Annotated in this window: 37 protein-coding genes; 1 reads left to right on the forward strand and 36 read right to left on the reverse strand. The window is 68.8% G+C overall.

The genetic code is table 11. The features are described 5' to 3' along the window. Positions 1–59: 59 nt before the first annotated feature. The 8 genes from RIC31_RS26325 to RIC31_RS26360 are packed head-to-tail and all read right to left on the reverse strand — an operon-like array spanning position 60 to position 8317. The gene (locus RIC31_RS26325) at positions 60–764 is read right to left on the reverse strand and encodes an ATP12 family chaperone protein (protein WP_350115475.1); all 705 of its coding nucleotides are present in this window, start codon (positions 762–764) and stop codon (positions 60–62) included. A gap of 3 nt (positions 765–767) precedes the next feature. Further along, positions 768–2618 carry an AsmA family protein gene (locus RIC31_RS26330; protein WP_350115478.1) on the reverse strand — a complete coding sequence of 617 codons (1851 nt, stop codon included), beginning with the start codon at positions 2616–2618 and terminating at the stop codon, positions 768–770. A gap of 20 nt (positions 2619–2638) precedes the next feature. Continuing rightward, complete coding sequence (locus tag RIC31_RS26335) at positions 2639–3313, reverse strand: HAD-IA family hydrolase (protein WP_350115481.1); 675 nt, start codon at positions 3311–3313, stop codon at positions 2639–2641. Between the two features lie 8 nt (positions 3314–3321). Then, complete coding sequence (locus RIC31_RS26340; RefSeq protein ID WP_350115484.1) at positions 3322–4320, reverse strand: RluA family pseudouridine synthase; 999 nt, start codon at positions 4318–4320, stop codon at positions 3322–3324. Continuing rightward, positions 4317–4697, reverse strand: a complete 381-nt coding sequence (gene crcB / locus RIC31_RS26345; RefSeq protein WP_350115487.1) for a fluoride efflux transporter CrcB — start codon at positions 4695–4697, stop codon at positions 4317–4319. The genes RIC31_RS26340 and crcB overlap by 4 nt, the downstream gene beginning before the upstream one ends. Then, positions 4694–5563 (reverse strand): hypothetical protein, encoded by an 870-nt coding sequence (locus RIC31_RS26350; RefSeq protein ID WP_350115490.1) that lies wholly within the window; start codon positions 5561–5563, stop codon positions 4694–4696. The genes crcB and RIC31_RS26350 overlap by 4 nt, the downstream gene beginning before the upstream one ends. Then, positions 5560–6873 carry a replication-associated recombination protein A gene (locus RIC31_RS26355; RefSeq protein WP_350115493.1) on the reverse strand — a complete coding sequence of 438 codons (1314 nt, stop codon included), beginning with the start codon at positions 6871–6873 and terminating at the stop codon, positions 5560–5562. Before RIC31_RS26355 ends, RIC31_RS26350 begins: the two co-directional genes overlap by 4 nt. A gap of 10 nt (positions 6874–6883) precedes the next feature. After that, positions 6884–8317, reverse strand: a complete 1434-nt coding sequence (locus RIC31_RS26360; protein WP_350115496.1) for a DegQ family serine endoprotease — start codon at positions 8315–8317, stop codon at positions 6884–6886. A gap of 143 nt (positions 8318–8460) precedes the next feature. On the opposite strand from RIC31_RS26360, the gene RIC31_RS26365 reads away from it, so the two are divergent. Next, positions 8461–9576 carry a hypothetical protein gene (locus tag RIC31_RS26365; protein ID WP_350115498.1) on the forward strand — a complete coding sequence of 372 codons (1116 nt, stop codon included), beginning with the start codon at positions 8461–8463 and terminating at the stop codon, positions 9574–9576. Positions 9577–9686: 110 nt separating this feature from the next. Here RIC31_RS26365 and rplQ read toward each other — a convergent pair whose 3' ends face one another. From rplQ to RIC31_RS26505, 28 genes are all read right to left on the reverse strand, one after another. Then, positions 9687–10127, reverse strand: a complete 441-nt coding sequence (rplQ, locus tag RIC31_RS26370) for a 50S ribosomal protein L17 (protein WP_350115501.1) — start codon at positions 10125–10127, stop codon at positions 9687–9689. 31 nt (positions 10128–10158) lie between these two features. Then, complete coding sequence (locus RIC31_RS26375) at positions 10159–11175, reverse strand: DNA-directed RNA polymerase subunit alpha (protein WP_350115504.1); 1017 nt, start codon at positions 11173–11175, stop codon at positions 10159–10161. Between the two features lie 103 nt (positions 11176–11278). Beyond that, positions 11279–11674, reverse strand: coding sequence for a 30S ribosomal protein S11 (gene rpsK / locus RIC31_RS26380; RefSeq protein ID WP_350115507.1), 396 nt, complete (start codon positions 11672–11674; stop codon positions 11279–11281). A 96-nt stretch (positions 11675–11770) separates the two neighbouring features. Further along, positions 11771–12139 (reverse strand): 30S ribosomal protein S13, encoded by a 369-nt coding sequence (gene rpsM / locus RIC31_RS26385; RefSeq protein ID WP_350115510.1) that lies wholly within the window; start codon positions 12137–12139, stop codon positions 11771–11773. Positions 12140–12309: 170 nt separating this feature from the next. Next, positions 12310–12876: an adenylate kinase gene (locus tag RIC31_RS26390; protein WP_350115513.1), complete on the reverse strand. Its 567-nt coding sequence runs from the start codon at positions 12874–12876 to the stop codon at positions 12310–12312. Beyond that, positions 12873–14216: a preprotein translocase subunit SecY gene (secY, locus tag RIC31_RS26395; protein WP_350115516.1), complete on the reverse strand. Its 1344-nt coding sequence runs from the start codon at positions 14214–14216 to the stop codon at positions 12873–12875. The genes RIC31_RS26390 and secY overlap by 4 nt, the downstream gene beginning before the upstream one ends. 52 nt (positions 14217–14268) lie before the next feature. Continuing rightward, on the reverse strand, positions 14269–14745 hold the full coding sequence (rplO, locus tag RIC31_RS26400) for a 50S ribosomal protein L15 (protein WP_350115519.1): 477 nt from the start codon (positions 14743–14745) through the stop codon (positions 14269–14271). A 55-nt stretch (positions 14746–14800) separates the two neighbouring features. Further along, entirely contained in the window at positions 14801–14998 is a 198-nt protein-coding gene (gene rpmD, locus RIC31_RS26405; protein WP_350115522.1) for a 50S ribosomal protein L30, read from the reverse strand. A gap of 27 nt (positions 14999–15025) precedes the next feature. Next, the gene (gene rpsE, locus RIC31_RS26410; protein WP_350115525.1) at positions 15026–15598 is read right to left on the reverse strand and encodes a 30S ribosomal protein S5; all 573 of its coding nucleotides are present in this window, start codon (positions 15596–15598) and stop codon (positions 15026–15028) included. A gap of 11 nt (positions 15599–15609) precedes the next feature. Next, positions 15610–15972 (reverse strand): 50S ribosomal protein L18, encoded by a 363-nt coding sequence (gene rplR / locus RIC31_RS26415; RefSeq protein WP_350115528.1) that lies wholly within the window; start codon positions 15970–15972, stop codon positions 15610–15612. A gap of 12 nt (positions 15973–15984) precedes the next feature. Continuing rightward, positions 15985–16518, reverse strand: coding sequence for a 50S ribosomal protein L6 (rplF, locus tag RIC31_RS26420; protein ID WP_350115531.1), 534 nt, complete (start codon positions 16516–16518; stop codon positions 15985–15987). 12 nt (positions 16519–16530) lie between these two features. After that, complete coding sequence (gene rpsH / locus RIC31_RS26425) at positions 16531–16929, reverse strand: 30S ribosomal protein S8 (protein ID WP_350115533.1); 399 nt, start codon at positions 16927–16929, stop codon at positions 16531–16533. Between the two features lie 16 nt (positions 16930–16945). Beyond that, complete coding sequence (rpsN, locus tag RIC31_RS26430; protein WP_350115536.1) at positions 16946–17251, reverse strand: 30S ribosomal protein S14; 306 nt, start codon at positions 17249–17251, stop codon at positions 16946–16948. A 17-nt stretch (positions 17252–17268) separates the two neighbouring features. Next, positions 17269–17808, reverse strand: coding sequence for a 50S ribosomal protein L5 (gene rplE / locus RIC31_RS26435; protein WP_350115539.1), 540 nt, complete (start codon positions 17806–17808; stop codon positions 17269–17271). A gap of 22 nt (positions 17809–17830) precedes the next feature. Next, entirely contained in the window at positions 17831–18151 is a 321-nt protein-coding gene (gene rplX / locus RIC31_RS26440; RefSeq protein ID WP_350115542.1) for a 50S ribosomal protein L24, read from the reverse strand. Next, the gene (rplN, locus tag RIC31_RS26445) at positions 18148–18516 is read right to left on the reverse strand and encodes a 50S ribosomal protein L14 (RefSeq protein ID WP_350115545.1); all 369 of its coding nucleotides are present in this window, start codon (positions 18514–18516) and stop codon (positions 18148–18150) included. Before rplN ends, rplX begins: the two co-directional genes overlap by 4 nt. Positions 18517–18539: 23 nt before the next feature. Next, positions 18540–18794 carry a 30S ribosomal protein S17 gene (rpsQ, locus tag RIC31_RS26450; protein ID WP_350115550.1) on the reverse strand — a complete coding sequence of 85 codons (255 nt, stop codon included), beginning with the start codon at positions 18792–18794 and terminating at the stop codon, positions 18540–18542. A 30-nt stretch (positions 18795–18824) separates the two neighbouring features. Continuing rightward, on the reverse strand, positions 18825–19037 hold the full coding sequence (gene rpmC / locus RIC31_RS26455) for a 50S ribosomal protein L29 (RefSeq protein WP_350115553.1): 213 nt from the start codon (positions 19035–19037) through the stop codon (positions 18825–18827). 20 nt (positions 19038–19057) lie between these two features. Next, the gene (gene rplP, locus RIC31_RS26460; RefSeq protein WP_350115556.1) at positions 19058–19471 is read right to left on the reverse strand and encodes a 50S ribosomal protein L16; all 414 of its coding nucleotides are present in this window, start codon (positions 19469–19471) and stop codon (positions 19058–19060) included. Between the two features lie 26 nt (positions 19472–19497). Next, entirely contained in the window at positions 19498–20211 is a 714-nt protein-coding gene (gene rpsC / locus RIC31_RS26465; protein WP_350115559.1) for a 30S ribosomal protein S3, read from the reverse strand. Next, complete coding sequence (gene rplV, locus RIC31_RS26470; protein WP_350115562.1) at positions 20211–20591, reverse strand: 50S ribosomal protein L22; 381 nt, start codon at positions 20589–20591, stop codon at positions 20211–20213. Before rplV ends, rpsC begins: the two co-directional genes overlap by 1 nt. A 20-nt stretch (positions 20592–20611) precedes the next feature. Beyond that, positions 20612–20887, reverse strand: a complete 276-nt coding sequence (gene rpsS, locus RIC31_RS26475) for a 30S ribosomal protein S19 (protein ID WP_350115565.1) — start codon at positions 20885–20887, stop codon at positions 20612–20614. Positions 20888–20898: 11 nt separating this feature from the next. Further along, on the reverse strand, positions 20899–21723 hold the full coding sequence (gene rplB, locus RIC31_RS26480; RefSeq protein WP_350115568.1) for a 50S ribosomal protein L2: 825 nt from the start codon (positions 21721–21723) through the stop codon (positions 20899–20901). Between the two features lie 4 nt (positions 21724–21727). Further along, on the reverse strand, positions 21728–22057 hold the full coding sequence (locus tag RIC31_RS26485) for a 50S ribosomal protein L23 (protein WP_350115570.1): 330 nt from the start codon (positions 22055–22057) through the stop codon (positions 21728–21730). After that, positions 22054–22674, reverse strand: coding sequence for a 50S ribosomal protein L4 (gene rplD / locus RIC31_RS26490; protein ID WP_350115573.1), 621 nt, complete (start codon positions 22672–22674; stop codon positions 22054–22056). The genes RIC31_RS26485 and rplD overlap by 4 nt, the downstream gene beginning before the upstream one ends. Before the next feature lie 4 nt (positions 22675–22678). Continuing rightward, entirely contained in the window at positions 22679–23434 is a 756-nt protein-coding gene (gene rplC / locus RIC31_RS26495; protein ID WP_350115575.1) for a 50S ribosomal protein L3, read from the reverse strand. Positions 23435–23445: 11 nt separating this feature from the next. Then, positions 23446–23754, reverse strand: a complete 309-nt coding sequence (rpsJ, locus tag RIC31_RS26500; protein ID WP_189993343.1) for a 30S ribosomal protein S10 — start codon at positions 23752–23754, stop codon at positions 23446–23448. Between the two features lie 75 nt (positions 23755–23829). Beyond that, positions 23830–23968 (reverse strand): EF-Tu C-terminal domain-related protein (locus RIC31_RS26505; protein WP_502990136.1); only part of this gene is annotated, 139 nt, incomplete at its 5' end.

Consider the following 23968-nt stretch of genomic DNA (forward strand, 5'->3'; position numbering starts at 1 on the left):
CTCCCTGGAGAAACCCGGCCCCGGGACGTCGCCCCCTCAAGGCCCGACTGGCGGGGATATCACCCCGCCCGCAAAAGCTCTACGAATTTTGCCGCTTCCGCCACCTCGGCGCGGCGCCTCCGGCGGCGCTGCTCGGCCTCGCGGTCCATGCCCCACTTCTCGATCTGGAACGCCTCGTCGACCTCCGAGGCGTCGTAGGCGGCGGCAGCGTCGAGCCGGCCGTGCAGCACCGCCAGCCCCAGCACCAGCGAGCCGGTGATGGAGGTCAGGGTGTGCAGCGGCGCCAGTTCCCAGTCGCCCAGCGCCTCCACCCCCCGGCGCAGTGCCGCCAGGCTGTCCGGCGACTGGGCGACCGGCATCACCCCGGCGGTCGGCCGCAGCCGCGCCCCGAACGCCTCCGATGCCCAGTCCCGCAACGGCGCCCAGGCCGCCTCCTGGCGGGCGGTCAGCTCGGCCGGCTCGTCGGCCAGGTAGCACACCAGGTCGGAGCCGCCGTAACCGGCCAGTTCGGTCACCACGAAGTCGCGCTGCGGCGAGACCCGGTCGACCACCGTGGCGACGAAGCCGGTCATCGGCATGCTGCGGGCATCGACCTTGTCGACCTGGGCGTCCCACTCCGCCGCCACTGCCTCGGCCAGGGCCCGCGCCGGAATGACCAGCGGGCGCTGCCCGGGGGAGTTCACCGGCTTGCCGTCCAGATGCACGGCGAAACCGCCGCCCCCGGCTGCCGGCGCCACCGCGACGGCCTTGTAGATCCGCTTCATAGTCTACTCTATCGCTTTCCGAAGATTATCGAACAACCCTTTGATACCGCCTGGTTTATTCTGTTCACTGGATGCCTTCGATGCACCGGGGACACGCTTGGCCTCGGCCGCCGCGATCGCCTCCGGGCAAGGCTGGTCGGCCGAGCCGCTCGACAAGAAGGGCAGCAGCAGGCCGAGCGGCCCGAGGGCGGTGCTGGCGGCGATGCCGCCGAGCCCCTTGGCGACCGCCACCGGGTCCGGCGCCGGCCGCGGGTCGGCGAGCGGCCCGGTCAGCAGGATCGGCGTCGCCAAGCTGAACAGGCTGGGGTCCTTCGGCCGCGGCACCAGCCGCATGTCGAGGATCTGGGCCGCCAGGTCGACCGTGCCCTCACCGGCGACCGTCACCCGCTCGCTGTCGACCATCAGCACGCTGGCGTCGGCGATCCCCTTGGCGATGTCGAACCGGCCGACCAGGCAGTTCAGCCGGCCGCGGTCGGCGTCGCTCACGAACGGCAGGAACCGGGTCGCCACGTCCTCGGCGATCAGCTCCCAGTAGCGGTTCAGGATCACGCCTTCATGGACCACCAGCCGGGCGACGCCCTGGCTGGAGCCGAGCAGCGCCCGCGGCGTCTCGCCGGCGCCGCGCAGGTCGAGGGCCGCATCCCCGCGCCCCTCTATCAGCGCCTCGCCCATCAGCGCCCGGTAGACAGTACCCATGTCCATGCCGCTGGCGGCGGCGGTGACCGACAGCGCGGTCGGCCCCTTGGCCTTGCGCTCCAGCACCAGCCGGCCGGTCAGCGGCCCCTCGGCGACCTTGCCGACCATCGGGTCGACCGTCAGCGTGCCGTCGGACAGCCTTGCCGTTGCGGTCAGGCCGTCGACCGCCACGCCGGCGGCGACCAGCCGGGCCGCCGTCAGCTCCAGCCGGCCGTCCGCCAGTGTCAGCAGGTCGAACGGCAGCGATCGGTCCAGCGGATCTCCCGAGCCGCCGGCATTGCGGATGCGATCCAGGTCGACCGTCCCGGCCTCCAGCCGGGCCTCGACCCGGGGCCGCGCGCCCGTCAGGTCGACGCCGGCGCTGCCGGTCGCGGTCAGGTCGCCGAACGACAGCTCGAGCCGATCGGCCCGCAGCCGGTCGACCGCCGTGCCGGCCCGCTCGACCAGGAACGCGGCGGCCAGCGCGAACGGTGTCCCCGCGAAGCTGCCCTTCAGCTCCACCGGCAGCTCGGCCCCGGGACGCCGCAGCGCCGCGAAGTCCGGCAGCGTGCCGGTCAGCTCGACCGGGTCGCCGTCGAGCACCGCCGCGAGCGCCACGGCGAGCTGCCCGGCCGATCCGCTGTCCGCCAGGGTCAGCCGATCGATCCTATAGGTCCGCTCGGCCGCCTTCGGGCCGGCCTTCCAGATCAGCGAGACCCGCTCCAACTCGGCCTTCCGGATCTCAGGAAGCTCGCCGCCGGACGCCGATGTGCCACCGCCCGGGGCGCCGGCGAGCTGCCAGTTGCCGCGGCCGTCGGGGCCGCGCTCCAACAGCAGTCGGACGTCGGACAGCCGGAGGCTGGTCATCCTGGCCTGCCCGGTCAGCAGCGGCAGCAGTTCGACGCCGACCGCCAGGCTGCCGACGGTCGCCATCGCCTGCTCGGACCCCCACTCGGCGTTGGCGATGCGGACGCCGGAGAGCGTCAGGTTCGGCCTGGGCGTCCAGCTCAGGTCGAGCGCGCCGGCGATCTCGACCCGACGGCCGCTCGCCTCCTCCAGGGCGGCCTGCACGTCGCCCTTGTAGGCGTTGAGGTCGAGCGTCGCGACATAGCCAACGGCCCCGCCGGCCAGGACAACGACGATCGCGACCGCGACACCCAGCCAGCGTAGCCAGCGCATGGCGTCCTCCTTCGCGCGGTTCAGGCCGGAACCAGTCGCCCGGCCGCCTCCGCCAGTTCCTCGAAGCGCCCGATCACCGCGGCCGGCCGCTCGGTCTCCAGCAGGGCCAGGTCATGATAGCCCCAGGTCACCGCGATTCCCGGCACCCGAGCCCGGCGCGCCATGCCCATGTCGAACACGGTGTCGCCGACCATCACCGCCCGGGCCGTGCTCGACCCGGCCTCGCGCACGGCGTCCAGCAGCAGCGTCGGGTCGGGCTTGCCCGGCCCGTCGTCCGCCGACTTCAGCACCACGAACCGCTCGATCAGCCCGTGCGCCTCCAGCACCTCGTGCAGGCCGCGCCGCCCCTTGCCGGTCACCACCGCCAGCAGCCAGCCGTCGGCCTCCAGGGCATCCAGGGCCGCCCGGGCCCCCGGCATCAGCGGCTCGGCGGCGCTGTCGGCATCCTTGGCGTCGAAATAGGCGTCGCGATAGGCCTGCCCGACGCGCTCCAGCTGCAGGCCGCGCACCTGCGGGGCCAGCCGGTGGATCGCGTGGTCGAGCGGCAGGCCGACGATCTCTCGGACCATCGCCGGGCTCGGCGGCGGCAGGCCCTCGGCGCGGAATGCCGCGGCCATGGCCGCCACGATATGGTGCTGGCTGTCGATCAGCGTGCCGTCCAGGTCGAGAGCGCAGAGCCGCAGGTCACCGGCCATGGTTCAGGTCACTCCTCGAACGGCTCGAACGGGTCGCTGCCCGACGCCTCGTCCAGGCCGAAGAACGCCCAGGACCGCTTCATATGGTCGTCCAGCGGCGCGACGATCTCCAGCGGCCGCCCCTTCGGGCCGGGAATCCGGATGGCCCGCGCATGCAGGTGGAGCTTGCGGCTGACCCCCTCGCCCTGCAGGAACGCCTCGGTGCCGCCGTACTTGCCGTCGCCGAGGATCGGGGTGCCGAGCTCGGCCATGTGGACGCGCAGCTGGTGGGTGCGCCCGGTGACCGGGAACAGCGCCACCCAGGTCACCTTGCCGCCGAGCCGCTCGACGATGGCGTAGCGGGTAACGGCGCGCTTGCCCTCCTCCGGGTCGATCGTCATCTTCTCGCCGGCCCGGCCGGGAAGCTTGGAGATCGCGCCCTCGATGGTGCCGGCCGAAGGCTTCGGCTCGCCGACCACCAGGGCCCAGTAGATCTTCATCGCCGACTTGGCGCGGAACGACTCGGCCAGCCGCCGGGCCGCCATCTGGCTCCGGCCGAGCAGCAGCACACCGGAGGTGTCCTTGTCGAGCCGGTGGACCAGCCGCGGCTTGTCCGGGGCGTCGAACTTCAGGCCGTCCAGCGCGCCGTCGACATGGACCTTGGTCCCCGTGCCGCCCTGTGTCGCCAGGCCGGCCGGCTTGTTGATCGCCAGCACGTCGCTGTCCCGGTACAGCACCGCTTCGCGCAGCCGCCGCGAGGTCTCGGGGTCGCGCTCGCCGGCCTTGGGCGGCGGCGTCCTGGTGCGCACCGGCGCCGGCCTGTCCTCCATCGGCGGGATCCGCACCGCCTGCCCGGCCTCCAGCATCTGGCTGGCCTTGGCGCGCTTGCCGTCGACCCGTACCTGGCCGGTCCGCAGCAGCTTGGCGAGATGGCCGTGGCCGAGCCCCGGGAAATGCCGCTTGAACCAGCGGTCGAGGCGCTGATCGCCCTCGTCCGCTCCGATCACCCGCGTCTCGACCGTCTTCATGCCAGTACCTGCTTTACGGTCCAGAGCCCGGCGAACAGCGCCAGGATCGTTAGCGACGTGGAGGCCGCGACATAGGCCGCGGTCGCCCCGGTGTCGCCGCGCTGCCAGAGCGTCGCGACGTCCAGGGCGAAGCTCGAGAAGGTCGTGAAGGCGCCGAGCACACCGACCGCCAGAAGGGCGCGCAGCTCCGGTGTCATGAACTGCTTCAGCGCCGCCGTCTCGATCAGCACGCCCATCAGGAACGACCCGACCACGTTGACGGTCAGCGTCCCCCACGGAAACCCGTGCCCGGCGACGTGACCGACCCAGCCGATGGTCTTGTAGCGGGCGACGGCACCGATGGCGCCGCCGAACGCGACCGCGAGAAGCATCTTCATGGCGCGCCCGGCTTAGCCGGTTCCACGCCGAATATCCAGCCTTCCCGCCGCGCGGCCGGCTCGCCGTCCGGGGCGGCCCAGACCCGCGGCTCGGCCGACAGCGCCCGCAGGGCGGCGGCGGCGACCACTGCGTCGGCCTTGTCCTCGGTGTCCAGAGCCGGCCCGGCATAGGGCGCGCTGCCATGCCCGGCCAGGGCGGCGTCCACCACCCGCGGATCCCGCCAGGCCCGCGGATCGGCGCCGGTCCGCATGAAGTACAGGCGCGGGAAAATCTCGACCACGGTCAGGCGGCCGGGCTGGTCGAACGGCCAGATCGCCGCCTGTCCGGACAACCGGTGCAGCAGGCGCATGCCGGCCAGCGACCCGGTCCCGACATTGGCGGCGCCAACGCATTTGAACACCGGATGCGGGCTGGTGACCGCCGCGCAGTCGATCTCGGTGCGCCGCCGGCGGTGCTCGTATCCGGCGCCGCGGCCAGCCGGCGTCAGGTAGAGATGCGCGACCGGCGAACCTGGAGCGTAGACGGCACCGCCGTACAGGTCGCCCCCGGCCGTCGCCAGTCGCTCGACGAAGGCCCACAGCGCCCGCACCTCGTCCGGCGCGCCCTCGACGCCGGGGAAGTAGCTGCCGCGGTCGCGTTGCGCATAGGCGAAGGCGAAGTCGAAGCCGGCCACCACCCGCTGCCCGGCCGCGTGCCGGGCCAGCAACAGGTCGAGCACGTCGGTGCGCCGCCACAGGCCGCCGCCTTGCGGACCCGGCAGCAGCCGCGGCGGGGCCGTACCGGGCAGCGCCTCGGCGACCTGGATGCCCGGCAGCCGGGCGGCCTTGGAACCGGACCAGTCGATGCCGAGCCAGGCGTCGGTCACGTCTCGCCGTCGCCGGTCGCGGCGGCGCCCTTGCGCTTGGCCCGCAGCTTGTCGAAATACTCGACCCGCTTGCGGATCTCGCGCTCGAAGCCGCGCTCGACCGGGCTGTAGAAGCGCTGCCGCTCCAGGCCGTCGGGGAAGTAGTCCTGGCCGGAGAAGCCCTCCTCGGCGTCGTGGTCGTAGGCGTAGCCGGCGCCGTAGCCGAGGTCCTGCATCAGCCGGGTCGGGGCGTTCAGGATATGCGCCGGCGGCATCAGCGAGCCGGTCTGGCGGGCCGCCCGGGCCGCCGCGCCATGCGCCTTGTAGGCGGCGTTGGATTTCGGTGCGGTCGCCAGATACACGACCAGCTGGCTGATCGCCAGGTCGCCCTCGGGCGAGCCGAGCCGGTCGTAGGTCTCCCAGCAGGCGATCGCCTGGGCCACCGCCTGCGGTTCGGCCATGCCGACATCCTCGACCGCGAACCGGGTCAGCCGGCGCAGGATGTAGGCCGGGTCCTCGCCGCCGGCCAGCATGCGGGCCAGCCAGTACAGGCCGGCGTCGGGGTCGGAGCCGCGCAGCGACTTGTGCAGCGCGCTGATCAGGTTGTAGTGCTCCTCGCGGTCCTTGTCGTAGACCGGCGCCCGGCGCTGTACGTTGGCCGCCACCCCGGCGGCGTCGAGCGGCGCCTTCGGCTGCAGCGCGAACACCTCTTCGGCCAGGTTCAGCAGGAAGCGGCCGTCGCCGTCGGCCATCGCCCGCAGCGCCGCCCTGCCGTCGGCGGTGACCGGCAGCTTGCGCCCCTCGGTCGCCTCGGCCCGCGACAGCAGCAGTTCCAGCGCCGCGTCGTCGAGGCGGCGCAGGACGAATACCTGGGCCCGCGACAGCAGCGCCGCGTTCAGTTCGAAGGACGGGTTCTCGGTGGTGGCGCCGACCAGGGTGATGGTCCCGTCCTCGACCACCGGCAGGAACCCGTCCTGCTGGGCCCGGTTGAAGCGGTGCACCTCGTCGACGAACAGCAGGGTGCCACGTCCCCCGGCGCGTCGGCCGCGGGCCGCCTCGAACTGCTTCTTCAGGTCGGCGACCCCGGAGAACACCGCCGACATCGGCACGAACTCGAGATCGGTGTGCTCGGCCAGCAGGCGGGCGATCGTGGTCTTGCCGCAGCCGGGCGGCCCCCACAGGACGCAGGACGCCAGCCGCCCCTTGGCCAGCATCCGCCCGATCGGGCCTTCCGGTCCCAGCAGGTGGTCCTGGCCGACGACCTCGTCGATCCGGGTGGGGCGCAGGCGGTCGGCGAGCGGCCGCGGCGCCTGGCTTTCGAACAGGCTCATGAACGGCAGTCTATCCCTGGACCTTGGTGGTGAGCACGCGATCGTCGCGGCGGATCGACAGCGTCCAGGAACCGGTCGCGCTCTGCAGCGCCCGGTCCAGGGTATTGACCCGGTCGATCGGCTTGTCGTTCACCGAGACCACCAGGTCGCCGCGTCGCAGCCCGAGCCGTTCGGCGGGCGAGTTGCGGGCGGTCCCGAGCACCACGACTCCGCGGGCCAACTCGTCGAAGCCCTCCTCCATGGCGAAGGCCGGCGACATGTTGGCGACCCGGGCCCCGGTCATCGGGCTGCGGCCGGCCAGGTCGCTGACATTCGGCGTCGGCTCGGCCTTCGGCGCCTCCATCGGCAGCCGGGCGGTGAACACCCGGCCGTTGCGCAGAACCTGCAGGGTGATGGTCTCGCCCGGCTCGCGGGTGCCGATGCGGTAGCGCAGCCCGCCGGCGTCGCTGACCTCGCGCTCGTCGACCTCCAGCACCACGTCGCCGGTGCGCAGCCCGGCACGGGCCGCAGGACCGCCAGGATAGACGTCGCCGATCAGGGCGCCGACCGGGCGGTCCAGGCCGAGGCCGCCGGCGAGGTCGGTGGTGACGGTCTGGGTCCGGGCGCCGAGCCACGGGCGGACGATCTTCCCGCTCTTCGCGGCGCGCAGCACGGTCGCCACCATGTTCGACGGGATCGCGAAACCGATCCCGACCGATCCGGCGGCCCCGCCGCGCTGGTTCGAGAAGATCGCCGTGTTGATGCCGACCAGGCGGCCGTCGACGCCGATCAGCGCACCGCCGGAGTTGCCCGGGTTGATCGACGCATCGGTCTGGATGAAGAAGCTGTAGTCGGTGATCCCGACATTGGTCCGGGCCAGCGCCGAGACAATGCCCATGGTGACGGTCTGGCCGACCCCGAACGGGTTGCCGATCGCCAGCACGATGTCACCGACCTCCAGGTCGTCGGAATCGCGCATGGCCACCGCCGGCAGCGGCTCGTCGCCGGTGTCGATCTTCAGAACCGCCAGGTCGGTCTTGGGATCGGCCAGCAGCAGGGTCGCCGGGAACTCGCGCCGGTCGGCCAGCACGACGGTGATTTCGTCGGCCTTCTCGACCACGTGGTTGTTGGTAACCACCACGCCGCTCGGGTCGACGATCACGCCGGAGCCGAGGGAGTTGGCCTCGCGCCGGCGCTCCGGCAGGCGCGGCACCATATCGCCGAAGAACCGCTTGAAGAACGGGTCGTCGAACAGCGGCGACAACCCCGGTCGCTCGGTCACCGTGGCCCGGCTGTAGACGTTCACCACCGCCGGCCCCACCTCGCGCACCAGCGGCGCGAACGACAGACTGAGCTGGGCCTGCGTCTGCGGCACCCGCGGCGCCGCCTGCGCCCGGGCCGGCAGTCCTCCCGCGACAGCCATGACCGCGACCAGACACCACACCGAAACGGCTCGTGCGAGCATCGACTTCATCCCTGCCTTCGGATCCTTGGACGCCGGTTGATGCGACGTCCCGCTGTGCTACCGTCTCAATCTAGGAAGCATGGCCGACATACCAAGGCGGGGCAGGATGCCCCACCGCGTGAGATCGGGGGGCCCAGGTTGCGATGCCGGGGCAACACCAAGGCGCGATCGAGGCCGCTCGCCGGGCCGAGCGCATCATAGCGAACCAGGGTGGCCCCCAGGGTGACCTGGCGGCGGCACGGGCCGCCTTCGGCGTCCTCACGTCGATCATCATCGAACACCCCGACGATCCCGAACTCACCAAGGTCGCGGTGTGCGGCGCCATGCGGCTGGCGGCGGCCGGCCGCAGCGGCAACGACATCGCGACGGTCCGTTGCGCCCACCTGTTCCTCGGAACCATGGCCGCCGACAGGCCCGGCGATCCACTGCCGCGCCGAGCCTATGCCGAGGCCTCGGTCGACCTGATCTCGGCCGAGGCCCGGATCAACGGACTGAACGGCGCCCTCGACGTCTATCGCGGCATCTCGACACTCGGGGAAATCTATACCGAGGACTCGGAGCTGGCGGGAATCCGGGCCAAGGCGGCCGCCAACCTCGTGGCGATCGCCCTGGAGGCGGGCCAACCCCGCGAGGCCCGCCGGGCGCTGGCCGACCTGGCCCGGCTGGAAGCCCAGCAGCCGGCGGCACCGATGATCCGGCAACAGCATGCCCGCGGGGTCTTCAACCGGCTGGCCCATGCCGCCCGGCGCGACCCGCCGGGTGAGGCGCGGGCCGCCCTCGACGCCCTGATCGATGCCGTCCACCGTACCCCGGGCCACCGAGAGATCGCCGAGTTCGCCGCCGAGGGGGCCTTCACCCTGGTCACCGGGCTCGGCAGCCGGGGGCATCTGGCGGCGGCGCGCGACGCCTACGAGGCGCTCGCCGCCCTGTCGCGCCTGCCGGAATCCGGCGAAGGCGCGGTCGGCCGGCTGGCCGACGCCGGCTTCAACCTGATCACCGACCTCTGCCAGTCCGGCGACCTGGCCGCGGCCCAGCTGATCTACGACGAACTGGCCGGGCTGTCGGTGGCCCATGACGAGGATCCGGCGATCCGGCTGGCCCAGGCGAAGGGGGCCGCCAATCTCGCGCTCAGCCACCGGCACGTCGGCGACGACGCCGCCGCCGGGGTGATCGCCGACGACCTGCGGGCCCTCCTGATCGGTCACCCCGATCATGAGGAACTGTTCCAGATCGCCGCCTTCCTCGACGCCGCCGACTGACCTGGAGGCGGCCGATACGGAGACCGAGCCGGCCGACGCAAAACGGGCGGCCCGAGGGCCGCCCGCCTGATCGTCTTCGTCTGTCATGGGGCCAAAGCCGGACAGGATCCTCAGATCGCCGACGGCATCATGCTGGCGGTCTCTTCCTGGACGACCGCCTGGCTCGGACCGGAATCCTGGCCGCGGGCGCTCTCGTCGCGGTCTACCAGCTCGATCACAGCCATCGCCGCCGCGTCGCCATAGCGGAAGCCCGCCTTCAGGACGCGGGTGTAGCCGCCCTGGCGATCCTTGTAGCGATCGGCCAGAACCTCGAACAGCTTCTTGGTCATCGCCTCGTCCCGCAGCCGGGCATAAGCCAGCCGGCGGGCGTGCAGGTCGCCCCGCTTGGCGAGCGTGATCATCTTCTCCACCACCGGCCGCAGTTCCTTGGCCTTCGGCAGGGTGGTGACGATCTGCTCGTGCTTGATCAGGGCCGCCGCCATGTTCTTGAACATGGCCTGGCGGTGGCTCGACGTGCGGTGCAGCTTGCGGCCGCTGTTGCCGTGACGCATCTCTCAGTCTCCTAGGTCTCGCGCCGCCGCCTCAGTACGGCTCTTCCAAACGCTTGGCCAGTTCCTCGATGTTCTCGGGCGGCCAATTCGCAATCTCCATGCCCAGCGACAGACCCATCGACGCAAGGACTTCCTTGATCTCGTTGAGGCTCTTGCGGCCGAAGTTCGGAGTCCGGAGCATCTCCGGCTCGGTCTTCTGCACCAGGTCGCCGATATACACGATGTTGTCGTTCTTCAGGCAGTTCGCCGAGCGGACCGAAAGCTCCAGCTCGTCGACCTTGCGCAGAAGGTTCTTGTTGAACGGCAGGTCGTGGGCCTCCTCGGACTCGGTCCGATGGGTCGGCTCTTCGAAGTTCACGAACAGCTGCAGCTGGTCCTGCAGGATGCGGGCGGCGTAGGCCACCGCGTCCTCGGGGCTCAGCGAGCCGTCGGTCTCGACCGACATCGACAGCTTGTCGTAGTCGGTGACCTGGCCGACACGGGTGTTCTCGACCTTGTAGGCGACCTGACGGACCGGGCTGAACACCGCGTCCACCGGGATCAGGCCGATCGGCGCGTCCTCGGGGCGGTTGGCGCTGGCCGGAACGTAGCCCTTGCCGGTCTCGACCGTCAGCTCCATCGACAGGGTCGCGTCCCGGTCCAGCGTGCAGATCACGTGGTTCGGGTTCATGACCTCGATGTCGGAAACCGTCTCGATCATGCCGGCGGTCACCTCGCCCGGGCCCTCGGCCTTCAGGCGCATCTTCTTCGGGCCTTCGCCATGCATGCGGATGGCGACCGACTTGATGTTCAGGACGATGTCGGTCACATCCTCCCGCACGCCCGGGACGCTCGAGAACTCGTGCAGCACGCCGTCGATCTGGATCGCCGAAATCGCGGCGCCCTGCAGCGACGACAGCAGAATCCGGCGCAGAGCGTTCCCGAGCGTCAGGCCGAAGCCCCGCTCCAGCGGCTCGGCGACGACGGTGGCCGTCCGCTTCGGGTCATAGCCCGGCTGGATGTCGAGCTTGCTCGGCTTGATCAGGGCCTGCCAGTTTTTCTGAATCACGGCTCGAACCTCATTCTCGAACGGCGATCCCCGCCGCGGTCGAGAGACCGGTCGGCGGGGTCGGAAACGGGGGCCCGGGGATCCGGACCCCCGGAAGGCGGTATCAGACCCGGCGACGCTTGCGCGGGCGGCAACCGTTGTGCGGGATCGGCGTCACGTCGCGGATCGCGGTGACGTGGAAGCCGACCGTCTGCAGAGCCCGCAGCGCCGACTCGCGGCCCGAACCCGGACCCGACACCTCGACCTCAAGGGTCTTCATGCCGTGCTCGGAAGCCTTGCGGCCGGCGTCTTCCGCCGCCATCTGCGCGGCATAGGGGGTCGACTTGCGCGACCCCTTGAAGCCCATGGTCCCGGCCGACGACCACGAAATGGCATTGCCCTGCGCGTCGGTGATGGTGATCATGGTGTTGTTGAACGAGGCGTTCACGTGGGCGACGCCCGACGTGATGTTCTTTTTCTCGCGACGGCGCAGGCGGGCCTGGGTCGGTTGCTTCGCCATGGTCTTCGATCCTCTTCGCACACCCGCCGGCCTGACCGGCCGCGGGCGATGATCCCTGGATGCGCCGGCCCGACGGACCGGCCCGGCCGAGGCCGGTTACTTCTTCTTGCCGGCGATCGCCTTCGCCGGGCCCTTGCGGGTCCGGGCGTTGGTGTGGGTCCGCTGGCCACGGACCGGCAGCCCCTTGCGGTGCCGCAGGCCGCGATAGCAGCCGAGGTCCATGAGCCGCTTGATGCTCATGGCCGTCTGCCGCCGCAGGTCACCCTCGACCACCAGGTCGGCGTCGATGCTCTCGCGCAGCCGCGCCAGCTCGTCCTCGGTCAGCTCGTGCACCCGCCGCTCGGCCGGGATGCCGACGGAGGTGCAGATCCGGACAGCCGTCGTGCGGCCGATGCCGTGAATGTAGGTCAATGCAATCACGACGCGCTTTTGCGTCGGGATGTTCACGCCAGAAATGCGCGCCACACCGTCTCTCCTCGTGCTCTAACCGGAACCGCCGCACGCCGAACGCGGACATGTACGACAAGCCTCAGCCCGTCGCAACAGCCCGCACTCCACACCCGCTTGTCCAGGGGCGCGGATTATAGGCAACGGCGGCCCCAAGTCAACCGGACCGCAACATTAATTCGACGCCGTCAGGCGCCGCCGAGAATGGCCTTCAACCGGCCAGTCACGGCGTCCATCGACGCCATCCCATCCACCGTCTTCAGAGCGCCCTTTCCGCTGTAGTGCGGAATGATCGGCGCCGTCTGGCGGCGGTACACATCGAGACGCCTACGCAGCGTCTCCTCGTTGTCGTCGCTACGCCCCTCTTCGGCAGCGCGCTTCAGGATGCGCTGCACCATGGCGTCCTCGTCGACCTGGAACTCGACCACATGGTCGATCGCCAGGCCCTTCTCCGCCAGCATGTCGTCCAGCGCCTCGGCCTGGGCGACATTGCGCGGGAACCCGTCGAGGATGAAGCCGTTCCGGCAGTCGGGCTGATCGACGCGCTCCGAGATCATCCGGATCATCACCGAATCGGGCACCAGCTCGCCGGCATCCATGATCCGCTTGGCCTCGCGGCCGAGCTCGGAGCCGGAAGCGACCGCTTCGCGCAGCATCTCGCCGGTCGACAGTTGCTTGATCCCGTAGGTTTCCTCGAGCCGCTTGGCCTGCGTTCCCTTGCCGGCGCCCGGCGGCCCCAGAAGAATCAAATTCATCCGCGCCTCCCCCGAATCTTAGACTTCTTGATCAGTCCTTCGTACTGATGCGCGAGGAGGTGCGACTGGATCTGGGTGACGGTGTCCATCGTAACGGTGACGACGATCAGGAGGCTGGTACCGCCGAAGTAGAACGGCACCGAATACTGGCTGATCAGGATCTCCGGCAGGATGCACACCGCGGCCAGATACGCTGCACCGACCGCAGTCAGACGGGTCAGCACGAAATCCAGATAATCCGCGGTGTTCTTGCCAGGCCGGATGCCGGGGACGAAACCGCCGTACTTGCGGAGATTGTCGGCGGTCTCCTGCGGATTGAAGACGATCGCCGTGTAGAAGAACGCGAAGAACACGATCAGGCCGACATACAGCGCGATGTACAGCGGCTGACCGTGCCCGAGCAGGGCCGTGACGGTCCCGAGCCACTCCGGACCGCTGCCCGCCGACATCTGCGCGACCGTGATCGGCATGAGCAGCAGCGAGCTTGCGAAGATCGGCGGGATCACGCCCGAGACGTTCAGCTTCAACGGCAGGTGCGAGCTCTCGCCGCCGAACATCCGGTTGCCGACCTGGCGCTTGGGATACTGCACCAGGATCCGGCGCTGCGAGCGCTCCATGAAGCAGATGAAGGCGATCACCCCCACCGCCATGACCAGCAGCAGCAGGATCAGCAGGGTCGACAGCGCGCCGGTGCGCCCGAGCTCAAGGGTGCCCGCCAGGGCCGAGGGAAGGTTCGCGACAATCCCCGAGAAGATGATCAGGGAGATGCCGTTGCCGACGCCGCGCGCGGTGATCTGCTCGCCGAGCCACATCAGGAACACGGTACCGCCGACCAGCGTGATCACCGTGGTCAGGCGGAAGAACATGCCCGGATCCATGACCGCGAGGCCGCGCGGGCCCTGCAGGCTCTCCATGCCGGTCGAGATCCCATAGGCCTGCACCGCCGCCAGCAGCACCGTCAGGTACCGGGTGTACTGGTTGATCTTCTTGCGGCCGACCTCGCCTTCCTTCTTCAGGGCTTCGAGGTTCGGGCTCACCGCCGTCATCAGCTGCATGATGATGGCGGCCGAGATGTACGGCATGATGTTCAGCGCGAAGATCGACATCCGCCCGAGCGCCCCGCCCGAGAACATGTCGAACATGCCGATGATGCCACCGGCGTTCTGCTTGAAGATCTCCTGCAGAGCGACCGGGTCGATGCCCGGCAGCGGAATGTAGGTTCCGAGGCGATACACCACCAGCGCGGCCAGGGTGAACCAGATCCGCTTCTTGAGCTCGGTCGCCTTGCCGAAGGCACCGAGGCTCATCTGCGAGGCGAGCTGTTCGGCACTGGAGGCCATCACTTGATCCTAGTTCCGGTGGCGCGGTCGCCCGGACGATCCGGGCGCCCGATCAGGACTCGGCCGTCGCGCCCGCCGACAGCGTCACGCTGCCGCCCGCCTTCTCGACCGCCGCAACCGCCGCCTTCGAGGCGCCGGCCACATGGATCTCTACCTTGGTCTTGAGCTCGCCCTGCGCAAGGAGACGGACGCCGTCCTTGGCCTCGCGCACCACACCCGCGGCGACCAGCGCGCTGCCGGTGATCGGCTGCGCGGCATCGACCTTGCCCGCCTCGATGGCGGCCTGCAGGCGGCCGAGGTTGATCACCCCGTACTGCTTGCGGAACAGGTTGGTGAACCCGCGCTTCGGCAGACGCCGGTAGATCGGCATCTGGCCACCCTCGAAGCCGTTGACGGCCACGCCGCTGCGCGCCTTCTGGCCCTTGTGACCCTTGCCGCTGGTCTTGCCGAGACCGGAACCGGTGCCGCGGCCCACACGCTTGCGCGGGCTGGTCGCACCCGGATTGTCGGACAGCTCGTTCAGTCGCATCGCTTCAGTCCTCAGCCTGGCGCACCGTGGTTGCGGCGCGCGTCATTCCCGGTGCTCAGCCCTGGTCCACAACCTGGACCAGGTGCTTCACCTTGTCGATCATACCCCGCACCGCCGGCGTGTCCTCCAGCGTACGGCTACGGTTCAGCTTGCCCAGCCCAAGACCGACCAGCGTCGCCTGCTGGTCCTTCTTGCGGCCCAGACCACTGCGGATCTGCTGCACCGTCACGGTGCTGCTCTTGCTCTTCGCCATCGTCCCGTCTCCGTCCGCCCGGCAACCTTACTCGGTCGCCGCCGCCTCGGCGGCTTCGCCCTGCGGCGACCGCCCGAAAATCTCGGCGACCTTCTTGCCGCGCTTGCCGGCGATCGCCCGCGGCGACTGCACGTTGGTCAGCGCGTCAAACGTCGCCTTGATCATGTTGTGCGGGTTCGAGGTCCCAAGGGACTTGGCGACCACATCGTGGACGCCGAGCGCCTCGAAGATCGCACGCATCGGACCACCCGCAATGATGCCGGTACCGGCCGGGGCGGCCCGCAGGGTCACCCGACCGGCGCCGAAACGGCCGTTGATGTCGTGATGCAGCGTCCGGCCCTCACGCAACGGCACCCGGATCATCGCGCGCTTGGCGGCCTCGGTCGCCTTGCGGATCGCCTCCGGCACCTCGCGGGCCTTGCCCGCACCGTGGCCGACGCGGCCACGCTGGTCGCCGACGATGACGATCGCGGCGAAGCCGAAGCGCCGGCCGCCCTTCACCACCTTGGCGACGCGGTTGATGCCGACCAGCTTCTCGACCAGTTCCGAATCCTCGCGATCGCGATCGCGGCCCCGGTCCTGCCTGTCGTTACGTGCCATCGTCCGGCCCCTTAAAACTTCAAACCAGCTTCACGCGCAGCGTCGGCCAGAGCCTTCACCCGCCCGTGGTAGATGTAGCCGCCACGATCAAACACGACCTCCTCGAGGCCGGCCGCCTTGGCACGCTCAGCAACCAGCTTGCCGACCACTTCCGCCGCCGACTTGTCGGCACCGGTCTTGATCTGGCCCCGCAGGTCCTTCTCGAGCGAGCTTGCCGCCACGAGGGTGCGGCCCTCGGCATCGTCGATGACCTGCGCGTAGATGTGCTTGGACGAGCGGAACACCGACAACCGCGGCCGACCGTTCGCCTTACGGCGGAGCTGCGCACGGGTGCGCATCTGCCGACGCTTGAAGAGATCCTTCGAGGAGAGCATGTCCCCTACTCCTTACTTCTTCTTACCTTCCTTGCGCAGGATGGTCTCGGTGGCGTACTTCACGCCCTTGCCCTTGAACGGCTCCGGCGGACGGAAGGCACGGATCTCCGAGGCAATCTGACCGACGCGCTGCTTGTCAGCGCCGCTGATCTCGATCGCCGTCGGGCGCTCGCACTTCATGGTGATCCCCTCGGGGATCGGGTACCGGACCGGATGGCTGTAGCCGAGCGACAGCACCAGGTCCTTCCCCTCGACCGCGGCACGATAGCCGACGCCGTTGATCTCGAGGTTCACGGTGAAGCCCTTCGACACGCCGGTGACCAGATTGTTCACCAGCGCCCGAGTGGTGCCCCACATAGCACGCGCCTTCTTGCTCTCCTTCATCGGGCGGACGGTCACCAGGTTGCCCTCGACCGTCACCTCGACGTCGGCGGTGATCGGCGCGGAAAGCTCACCGAGCTTGCCCTTGGCCGTCACCGTGTCGTTCGCGATCTCGACGGACACCCCGTCTGGGACCGCGACCGGATACTTACCTACCCGCGACATCGTCGCCTCCGATCAGAATACCTGGCAGAGGACTTCGCCGCCGACATTGGCAGCGCGTGCCTCGTTGTCCGACATCACGCCGCGCGGCGTCGACAGGATCGCGATACCGAGGCCGTTGTAGACCCGCGGCAGATCCTTGATCTTCGCATACACTCGACGCCCAGGCCGCGACACACGGCGGATCTCTCGGATCACCGGCTCGCCTTCCTGGTACTTCAGTTCGATTTTAACCTCGGATACCCCCGAACGGATCTCGTCGGTCGAGTAACCGCGAATGAACCCTTCGCGCTTCAAGACCTCAAGCACATTCGAACGCAGCTTCGAGGCAGGGCTATTCACGACCTGCTTCCGAGCGCTCTGCCCGTTGCGGATCCGAGTCAGCATGTCCCCGAGAGGATCGCTCAACGCCATGGACCGTCCTCCTTCCTCACCAGCTCGACTTGACCACGCCCGGAATCTGTCCGGTCGAGCCGAGGTCGCGCAGCGCAATGCGCGAGATCTTGAACTTGCGGTAGACGCCACGCGGGCGCCCGGTCAGCTCGCAGCGGTTGCGAACCCGGATCCTCGCCCCGTTACGCGGCATCTGCGCCAACGTGACGGTCGCCAGGAAACGCTCTTCGATCGGGATCGACTTGTCCTTCGCGACCGCCTTGAGGCGCTCCCGCTTCGCCGCGTGCTGGGTAGCCAGCCTGGCGCGACGGTTGTTCTTCTCGATCGAGCTCTTCTTTGCCATTACGTCCTCCGGTCCCGTCAGTTGACGAACGGGAACTGGAAGCGCTTGAGCAATTCGCGCGCCTCGTCGTCCGTCTTCGCCGTGGTGACCACGATGATGTCCATGCCCCGGACGGTATCGACCTTGTCGTAGTCGATTTCCGGGAACACGATCTGCTCCTTGACGCCCAACGCGTAGTTGCCGCGCCCGTCGAAGCTCTTCGGGTTCAGCCCGCGGAAGTCGCGGACGCGCGGCAGCGCGATGTTCACCAGCCGATCCAGGAACTCGAACATCCGCTCGCGGCGCAGAGTCACCTTCACGCCGATCGGCATGCCCTCGCGGAGCTTGAAGCCGGCGATCGACTTCTTGGCCCGCGTGACCACCGGCTTCTGGCCGGCAATCCGGGTGAGCTCATCGACCGCGGAGTTGATTCGCTTGGAATCCTGAACCGCCTCGCCGACACCCATATTGATGACGATCTTCTCGAGGCGCGGAACCTCGAGCCGGTTCGAATATCCGAACTCGGACATCAGATCCGGCCGGATCGTCGCCTCGTAAACTTCTCTCAACCGAGCCATGGTGCGATCTCCGTCTCTCGGCTCAGGCGTCAATGACTTCGCCGGAGCGCTTGGCAAAGCGCACCTTGCGGCCATCGTCCAGAACCTTGAAGCCGACGCGGGTGGGCTCGCCCGACTTCGGGTCCGCCAGCATCACGTTCGACAGGTGCAGCGGCGCCTCGCGCTCGATGATGCCACCCTGCTGGGTCTGCGACGGGCGGGTGTGGCGCTTGATCATGTTCACGCCCTGGACGAGCACGCGGCCGTCCTTCGGCATGACACCGAGCACCTCGCCGGTCTTGCCCTTGTCGCGACCGGTGGTAACCACCACACGGTCGCCCTTCTTGACGCGCGCGGCCATCACAGCACCTCCGGAGCCAGCGAGATGATCTTCATGAACTTCTTCGCCCGCAGCTCGCGTGTGACGGGGCCGAAGATACGGGTGCCGATCGGCTCGCCCTGCTTGTTGATCAGGACTGCCGCATTGCTGTCGAACCGGATCGCCGAGCCGTCCTGACGGCGCAGCTCCTTGGCGGTGCGGACGATGACGGCGCGGTGCACGTCACCCTTCTTCACGCGGCCCCGCGGGATCGCTTCCTTGACCGAGACGACGATGACGTCGCCGATCGACGCGACCTTGCGCTTGGAGCCACCGAGCACCTTGATGCACTGCACCCTCCGTGCGCCGGAATTGTCGGCGACCTCGAGGTTCGTCTGCATCTGGATCATGGTCTTGGTCTCCTAAATCCGGCTCAGGCGTTTTCAGCCACAGCCGTGTCCTCGTAGAGGACCTCGAAACGCTTCGACTTCGAAATCGGCCGGCACTCTTGGATCCGGACCTTATCGCCCTGCTTGAAGCGGTTCTCCGGATCGTGCGCCGAGAACTTCTTCGAACGGGTGATGAACTTCTTGTACAGCGGGTGCATGACCCGCCGCTGGACGGTCACGACCACCGTCTTGTCGCCCTTGTCGCTGGCGACGGTGCCCTGCAGAACTCGCCTCGGCATCGCTTTCTCCTAACCCCTCGTCCGACCGCGTCAGGCCGCGGCCGCGGCGCGCGTCTTCTCGCCCATGATGGTCTTCACCTTGGCGATCTCGCGCCGCACCTGCCGCATGCGGTTGGTGTTCTCGAGCTGCCCGTTCGCCCGCTGGAAGCGGAGGTTGAAGGCCTCCCGGCGCAGCTGCAGCAGCTGCTCCTTGAGCTGGTCCGGCGTCTTGGTACGCAGGTCCTGGGCCACTTTGTTCGCCATAACTCGATCCTCCAGCCCGCTCACTCGCCCAGTCGCGTCACGAACCGGGTGTCGACCGGCAGCTTCATGGCGGCGAGGCGGAACGCCTCCTCCGCCAGGTCGCGCGGCACACCGTCCAGCTCGAACATGATCCGGCCCGGCTTCACACGGCACACCCAGAACTCGGGCGTGCCCTTGCCCTTACCCATACGCACTTCGGCGGGCTTGCTCGACACCGGGACGTCCGGGAAGATCCGGATCCAGACCCGGCCGACACGGCGGATGTGGCGGGTGATCGCGCGGCGGGCCGCTTCGATCTGCCGCGCGGTCACGCGTGCCGGGGTCGTCGCCTTCAGGCCGTAGGCGCCGAAGTTAAGCGCGGTGCCGCCCTTCGCCAGGCCGTGGATACGGCCCTTGAAGGCTTTGCGGAACTTGGTGCGCTTCGGGGACAGCATGTCTCAGTCTCCTCTCACTCCGGCCTTCAGCGCTGACCGTGGCCGTGACCGTGGCCATGGCCGTGTCCACCCGGCTGCTGATCGGCGAGCCGCTTGTCCTGCGCCATCGGGTCGTGAGTCATGATCTCGCCCTTGAACACCCAGACCTTGACGCCGCAGGTGCCGTAGGTGGTGAAGGCCGTCGCCTCGCCGTAGTCGATGTCGGCGCGCAGGGTGTGCAGCGGCACGCGGCCTTCACGATACCACTCGGTCCGGGCGATCTCGGCGCCGCCGAGGCGGCCGCCGCAGGTGATCCGGATGCCCAGGGCACCGAGGCGCATGGCCGACTGCACCGCACGCTTCATGGCGCGACGGAAGGCCACTCGGCGCTCCAGCTGCTGGGCGATGTTCTCGGCCACCAGCTTGGCGTCGATCTCCGGCTTGCGGATCTCGACGATGTTCAGCGCCACATCCGTGCCGGTCATCTTCGACAGCTCCAGGCGGAGCTTCTCGATATCCGAGCCCTTCTTGCCGATCACCACGCCCGGACGGGCGGTGTAGATGGTGATGCGCGCCCGCTTTGCCGGCCGCTCGATCACGATCCGGCTGACGCCGGCCTGACGAAGCCGCTTCTGCAGGAACTTGCGCAGCGCCAGGTCCTCGTGCAGCAGGGCGGCGTAGCCCTTCGCGGCGAACCAGCGCGAATCCCAGGTCCGGTTGATGCCGAGCCGCAGCCCGATCGGATTGACTTTGTTACCCATCAGCTCTGCTCCTCCCGCTCGCGCACCACCACGGTGAGGTGCGAGAACGGCTTCTCGATCCGGCCGACACGGCCGCGAGCCCGCGGACGGAAGCGGCGCATCCGCATGCTCTTGCCGACGTAGGCTTCCTTCACGTACAGCCGGTCGACGTCGAGCTGGTGGTTGTTCTCGGCATTGGCGATCGCCGATTCCAGCGCCTTCTTCACCGCGTCGGCGATCCGCCGCTTGGAGAAGGTCAGCGAGGCAATCGCCTTCGACGCGTTGAGGCCGCGAATGCTCGCCGCCACCAGATTCAGCTTCTGAGCACTGACCCGGAGATTGTGGACAATGGCCTGAGCCTCGTTGTCCTGGAGCCGCCGGGCGGTCGCTTGCTTACCCATTGCCTAATTCCTCTCCGCGCTCAGCGCCGGGCCTTCTTGTCGGCCGCGTGCCCGTAGTAGGTACGGGTCGGCGCGAACTCGCCGAACTTGTGACCGACCATGTTCTCGGACACCAGCACCGGCACGAACTTCTGGCCGTTGTGCACGCCGAAGGTCAGGCCGACGAATTGCGGCATGATCGTCGAGCGACGCGCCCAGATCTTGATGACCTCGTTGCGCCCCGACGACCGGGACTTGTCGGCCTTCTTGAGCAGGTAACCGTCGACGAACGGTCCCTTCCATACGGATCGAGCCACCGTTCTTCTCCTTACTTCTTCCGGCGCCGCACGATCAGGCGATCGCTCGCCTTATTGCTACGCGTCTTCTTGCCCTTGGTCGGCTTGCCCCACGGGGTGACCGGATGACGGCCGCCCGAGGTCCGGCCTTCACCGCCACCGTGCGGGTGATCGACCGGGTTCATCGCGACGCCTCGGACCGACGGGCGCTTGCCGAGCCAGCGGTTGCGGCCTGCCTTGCCGAGGTTGATGTTCTGCTGGTCCGGGTTCGACACCGCACCGATCGACGCCATGCACTCGCTGCGCACCATCCGGACCTCGCCCGAGGCGAGACGCAGCAGGGCGTAGCCGGCGTCGCGGCCGACGATCTGGACGTAGGTGCCGGCCGAACGGGCCATCTGGCCGCCCTTGCCCGGCTTCAGCTCGACGTTGTGCACGATCGTGCCGATCGGGATGCTGCGCAGCGGCATCGCGTTGCCCGGCTTCACGTCGACCCGCTCGCCCGCGATCACCTTGTCGCCGGCGCCGAGGCGCTGCGGCGCCAGGATGTAGGCCTGCTCGCCGTCCTCGTAGGAGATCAGCGCGATGAACGCGGTCCGGTTCGGATCGTATTCCAGGCGCTCGACCGTGCCGACCGCGTCGAACTTGCGGCGCTTGAAATCGATCAGCCGGTAGCTCTGCTTGTGACCGCCGCCACGCCGGCGCGCGGTGACGCGACCGGTGTTGTTGCGGCCGGCCTTCTTGGTCAGGCCCTCGGTCAGCTTCTTGACCGGCTTGCCCTTCCAGAGCTCGGACCGATCGACGATCACCAGCTGACGCTGGGACGGCGTCGTCGGGTTGTAGGACTTCAACGCCATGGCGTCAGACTCCCGCCACCAGGTCGATCGACTGGCCCTCGGCCAGCGTCACGACGGCTTTCTTGTAGTCGGACCGACGGCCCGGGCGACCGCGGAAGCGCTTGGTCTTGCCCTTGACCCGGATGGTGTTAACCGCCCGGACCTCGACCTCGAACAGACGCTCGACCGCGAGCTTGATCTCCGGCTTGGTCGCGTCCAGAGGGACCTCGAAGGTCACCTGGCTGAACTCCGACCCGCGGGTCGACTTCTCGGTGACGATCGGCGCGCGCAGGACCTCGAAGGCCCGCTCGGCGCTCACCGTCGTCGGCTTCGGCTTGTAGGGTCTGATACTCATTTCAGCCGCGCCTCCAGATGCTCCACGGCACCGCGGGTCAGGACCAGCACTTCGCGCCGCAGGATGTCGTAGACGTTCGCGCCCTGTTGCGGCAGCACGTCCACTCTCGGGATGTTCCGCGCCGCCCGGGCGAAGCCCTCGTTCAGCTCGGGGCCGTCGATCACCAGGACCGACTGCCAGCCGAGCTTCGCGAACTTCGCGGCCAGCGCCTTGGTCTTCGCGTCGTCGGACGAGGCATTGTCCAGGACGATCAGTTGACCGGCCTTGAGCTTCGCCGACAGGGCGCACTTCAGACCGAGCTTGCGGACCTTCTTCGGCAGGTCGTGCGCATGGCTGCGTACCACCGGACCGTGCACGGTCTGGCCGCCCCGGAACTGGGTGGCCCGCACCGAACCCTGACGGGCGCGGCCGGTCCCCTTCTGGCGGAACGGCTTCTTGGTCGTGCCGCTGATCTCCGAGATGCCCTTGGTCTTGTGGGTACCGGCACGCCGCTTGGCGAGCTGCCAGTTCACGACCCGGGCAAGGATGTCGCGGCGCGGGTCCAGACCGAAGATCGAGTCATCGAGCTCGATCTCGCCGGTCTTCTCCGCCTCGAGGTTTGTGACCTCCAGCTTCATGGCCTCAGTCCTTCTGATCCGTCTCGCCGGCCGGATCGGCCGGGGCGTCCTCGACGGACGCGGTCTGCTCCGCTGCGGCCTGCTCGGCGGCCTTGATCGCGGCCGGGAACGGCACGCCATCCGGCAGCTTCGACTTGACGGCGTCCCGCACCAGCACCCAGCCGCCGTCGGAACCCGGCACCGCACCGCGGACCAGGATCAGACCGCGCTCGGGGTCGGTCGACACGATCACCAGGTTCTGGGTGGTGACGCGAACGTCGCCCATGTGCCCGGCCATCTTCTTGCCCTTCCAGACCCGGCCCGGATCCTGGTTGTTACCGGTAGAGCCGTGGCTGCGGTGCGACAGCGACACACCGTGCGAGGCGCGCAGACCGGCGAAGTTGTGCCGCTTCATGGCGCCCGCGAAACCCTTGCCGATCGAGGTACCGGTGACGTCGACCTTCTGGCCGGCCACGAAGTGCTCGACCGAGATCTCGGCGCCGACGTCCAGCAGCGCGTCCTCGTCCACCCGGAACTCGACCATCTTGCGCTTCGGCTCGACACCCGCCTTGGCGAAGTGCCCGCGCATCGGCTTGGTGGTGTGCTTCGGCTTGCGCACGCCCACACCGAGCTGCACCGCGGTGTAGCCGTCCTTGTCCTTGGTGCGGACGGAGACGACCTGACAGCCGTCAACCTTCAGCACCGTGACCGGCACATGGTTCCCCTCGTCGTTGAAGACGCGGGTCATGCCGACCTTCTGAGCGATCAATCCCGAACGCATGGCCGGTCCCCTTAGAGCTTGATCTCGACGTCGACGCCGGCAGCCAGGTCGAGCTTCATCAGCGCGTCCACGGTCTGCGGAGTCGGGTCGACGATGTCGAGCACCCGCTTGTGGGTGCGGACTTCGAACTGCTCGCGGCTCTTCTTGTCGATGTGCGGACCCCGCAACACCGTGAACCGCTCGATCCGGGTCGGCAGCGGAATCGGGCCGCGCACGCGGGCACCGGTTCGCTTGGCCGTGTTGACGATCTCCCCGGTCGACTGGTCGAGGACCCGGTGATCGAACGCCTTCAGGCGGATGCGGATATTCTGGCTGTCCATCATCTCAATCCCACGCCCTCGGAGGAGCGAAAAAGTGCCCCGGCTTCCCTAGTGGCCGCCGGGGCCGTTTCATCCTCACTCGATGATCTTGGAGACGACGCCGGCGCCGACGGTACGACCGCCTTCGCGGATCGCGAAGCGCAGGCCCTCGTCCATGGCAATCGGCGCGATCAACTCCACGTCCATCGCGATGTTGTCGCCCGGCATCACCATC

The organism is Thalassobaculum sp. (assembly GCF_040219615.1).
Taxonomy (GTDB): Bacteria; Pseudomonadota; Alphaproteobacteria; order Thalassobaculales; family Thalassobaculaceae; genus Thalassobaculum_A.

What these genes read in the sequence shown, in the direction of transcription:
- RIC31_RS26325 (WP_350115475.1), bottom strand. Translation starts at nt 764, where the DNA reads ATGAAGCGGATCTACAAGGCCGTCGCGGTGGCGCCGGCAGCCGGGGGC.
- RIC31_RS26330 (WP_350115478.1), bottom strand. Translation starts at nt 2,618, where the DNA reads ATGCGCTGGCTACGCTGGCTGGGTGTCGCGGTCGCGATCGTCGTTGTC.
- RIC31_RS26335 (WP_350115481.1), bottom strand. Translation starts at nt 3,313, where the DNA reads ATGGCCGGTGACCTGCGGCTCTGCGCTCTCGACCTGGACGGCACGCTG.
- RIC31_RS26340 (WP_350115484.1), bottom strand. Translation starts at nt 4,320, where the DNA reads ATGAAGACGGTCGAGACGCGGGTGATCGGAGCGGACGAGGGCGATCAG.
- crcB (WP_350115487.1), bottom strand. Translation starts at nt 4,697, where the DNA reads ATGAAGATGCTTCTCGCGGTCGCGTTCGGCGGCGCCATCGGTGCCGTC.
- RIC31_RS26355 (WP_350115493.1), bottom strand. Translation starts at nt 6,873, where the DNA reads ATGAGCCTGTTCGAAAGCCAGGCGCCGCGGCCGCTCGCCGACCGCCTG.
- RIC31_RS26360 (WP_350115496.1), bottom strand. Translation starts at nt 8,317, where the DNA reads ATGCTCGCACGAGCCGTTTCGGTGTGGTGTCTGGTCGCGGTCATGGCT.
- RIC31_RS26365 (WP_350115498.1), top strand. Translation starts at nt 8,461, where the DNA reads ATGCCGGGGCAACACCAAGGCGCGATCGAGGCCGCTCGCCGGGCCGAG.
- rplQ (WP_350115501.1), bottom strand. Translation starts at nt 10,127, where the DNA reads ATGCGTCACGGCAACAGCGGCCGCAAGCTGCACCGCACGTCGAGCCAC.
- rpsK (WP_350115507.1), bottom strand. Translation starts at nt 11,674, where the DNA reads ATGGCGAAGCAACCGACCCAGGCCCGCCTGCGCCGTCGCGAGAAAAAG.
- RIC31_RS26390 (WP_350115513.1), bottom strand. Translation starts at nt 12,876, where the DNA reads ATGAATTTGATTCTTCTGGGGCCGCCGGGCGCCGGCAAGGGAACGCAG.
- secY (WP_350115516.1), bottom strand. Translation starts at nt 14,216, where the DNA reads ATGGCCTCCAGTGCCGAACAGCTCGCCTCGCAGATGAGCCTCGGTGCC.
- rplO (WP_350115519.1), bottom strand. Translation starts at nt 14,745, where the DNA reads ATGCGACTGAACGAGCTGTCCGACAATCCGGGTGCGACCAGCCCGCGC.
- rpmD (WP_350115522.1), bottom strand. Translation starts at nt 14,998, where the DNA reads ATGGCGAAGAGCAAGAGCAGCACCGTGACGGTGCAGCAGATCCGCAGT.
- rpsE (WP_350115525.1), bottom strand. Translation starts at nt 15,598, where the DNA reads ATGGCACGTAACGACAGGCAGGACCGGGGCCGCGATCGCGATCGCGAG.
- rplR (WP_350115528.1), bottom strand. Translation starts at nt 15,972, where the DNA reads ATGCTCTCCTCGAAGGATCTCTTCAAGCGTCGGCAGATGCGCACCCGT.
- rplF (WP_350115531.1), bottom strand. Translation starts at nt 16,518, where the DNA reads ATGTCGCGGGTAGGTAAGTATCCGGTCGCGGTCCCAGACGGGGTGTCC.
- rpsH (WP_350115533.1), bottom strand. Translation starts at nt 16,929, where the DNA reads ATGGCGTTGAGCGATCCTCTCGGGGACATGCTGACTCGGATCCGCAAC.
- rpsN (WP_350115536.1), bottom strand. Translation starts at nt 17,251, where the DNA reads ATGGCAAAGAAGAGCTCGATCGAGAAGAACAACCGTCGCGCCAGGCTG.
- rplE (WP_350115539.1), bottom strand. Translation starts at nt 17,808, where the DNA reads ATGGCTCGGTTGAGAGAAGTTTACGAGGCGACGATCCGGCCGGATCTG.
- rplN (WP_350115545.1), bottom strand. Translation starts at nt 18,516, where the DNA reads ATGATCCAGATGCAGACGAACCTCGAGGTCGCCGACAATTCCGGCGCA.
- rpsQ (WP_350115550.1), bottom strand. Translation starts at nt 18,794, where the DNA reads ATGCCGAGGCGAGTTCTGCAGGGCACCGTCGCCAGCGACAAGGGCGAC.
- rpmC (WP_350115553.1), bottom strand. Translation starts at nt 19,037, where the DNA reads ATGGCGAACAAAGTGGCCCAGGACCTGCGTACCAAGACGCCGGACCAG.
- rplP (WP_350115556.1), bottom strand. Translation starts at nt 19,471, where the DNA reads ATGCTGTCCCCGAAGCGCACCAAGTTCCGCAAAGCCTTCAAGGGCCGT.
- rpsC (WP_350115559.1), bottom strand. Translation starts at nt 20,211, where the DNA reads ATGGGTAACAAAGTCAATCCGATCGGGCTGCGGCTCGGCATCAACCGG.
- rplV (WP_350115562.1), bottom strand. Translation starts at nt 20,591, where the DNA reads ATGGGTAAGCAAGCGACCGCCCGGCGGCTCCAGGACAACGAGGCTCAG.
- rplB (WP_350115568.1), bottom strand. Translation starts at nt 21,723, where the DNA reads ATGGCGTTGAAGTCCTACAACCCGACGACGCCGTCCCAGCGTCAGCTG.
- RIC31_RS26485 (WP_350115570.1), bottom strand. Translation starts at nt 22,057, where the DNA reads ATGAGTATCAGACCCTACAAGCCGAAGCCGACGACGGTGAGCGCCGAG.
- rplD (WP_350115573.1), bottom strand. Translation starts at nt 22,674, where the DNA reads ATGAAGCTGGAGGTCACAAACCTCGAGGCGGAGAAGACCGGCGAGATC.
- rplC (WP_350115575.1), bottom strand. Translation starts at nt 23,434, where the DNA reads ATGCGTTCGGGATTGATCGCTCAGAAGGTCGGCATGACCCGCGTCTTC.
- rpsJ (WP_189993343.1), bottom strand. Translation starts at nt 23,754, where the DNA reads ATGGACAGCCAGAATATCCGCATCCGCCTGAAGGCGTTCGATCACCGG.